This window comes from Collimonas sp. GW821-FHT07E08 (genome assembly GCF_059418905.1).
This window is the reverse complement of sequence record NZ_JBWKQR010000052.1, coordinates 1-1,092: the sequence shown is the minus strand read 5'-3', so window position 1 is coordinate 1,092 and position 1,092 is coordinate 1. Positions and strand designations below refer to the sequence as shown.

Below are 1,092 nucleotides of genomic sequence, written 5' to 3'. Positions count from 1 at the left end.
TCAGGCAAATGCACCAATCTTCTCAACCACCGCATTACGCACCGACCCGCTCACCACAAACGACTGCGCCACCGCGATATCGTTGTGGAACCAGCGGTCGCCTTCCAGGCAAGCCGGGATCTGGCGGCGGATTTCCTGGTACGCCGCCTGCGTGCCTTGGCCCAGCACGAAGCCCGGCAGCAAGTCTTCCGTCATGGTCAAGGCCTGCGCCGCCAGCAGCATCTCGACGCCGATGATGTATTGCGTATTGGCCACCACGGTGGCCGCCTTGCGCGCGCACCAGGTCGAGTTCGAGACGTGGTCTTCGCTGTTGCCCTTGGCCGGGATGCTGTCGACGCTGCCCGGCATGCACAGGGTGCGGTTTTCCATCACCAGCGAACTGAGCGAACATTGCACCACCGGGTAACCGGTATTGACCCCGCGCACGCCGCTCATCAGGTTGCGCGGCAAGCCCCACGACAGGGTCGGGTCGATCAGGCGCGCCACGCGCCGTTCGCAGATGCTGCCGAGGTCGGTGATCGCCATCGCCAGCAGGTCCATCGCCTGCGCCAGGTACTGGCCGTGGAAATTGCCGCCCGAGATGATCTCGAAGCCGCCGCCTTCCTTGTCGAAAATCAGCGGATTGTCGGTGGCCGAGTTGATTTCCTTGTCGACGATGTTGTCGATGTAATCCAGCGCATCGAACACCGGGCCGTAGACCTGCGGCGAGCAGCGCAGCGAATAGACGTCCTGGATGCGGGCGGTGTAAGGAATGTCGGTGCGGCGCAGCTCTTCCGGGAACTGCACGGCGCGCGCTTCATGCGTGGTGCGGGTCGACCCCGACAGCAGCTTGCGGATGATGGCGGCGGTCTTGATCTGGCCGGCGTGCGGACGGGCTTGCTGGATGCGGTGGTCGAACGCCGCCATCTCGGCGCGCATCGCTTCCAGGGTCAGGCCCAGCGACAGGCAGGCGTCGCTCAGCAGGTTGCGGGCGTCGTGGGCCACCAGCACGGCCACCGCCAGCGACGCGGTGCAGCCGTTGATCAGGGCCGAGGCGTCCTTGGCCTTCAAGTCGAACTTGACCGGGCCGACGCCGGACTTGGTGATCGCCTC

1 protein-coding gene is annotated in these 1,092 nt (G+C 65.3%); it reads right to left on the bottom strand.

Translation table 11 applies throughout. The features are described from left to right. Window positions 1–1,092 (bottom strand): HAL/PAL/TAL family ammonia-lyase (locus AC07RZ_RS24110; protein WP_494669869.1); only part of this gene is annotated, 1,092 nt, incomplete at its 5' end.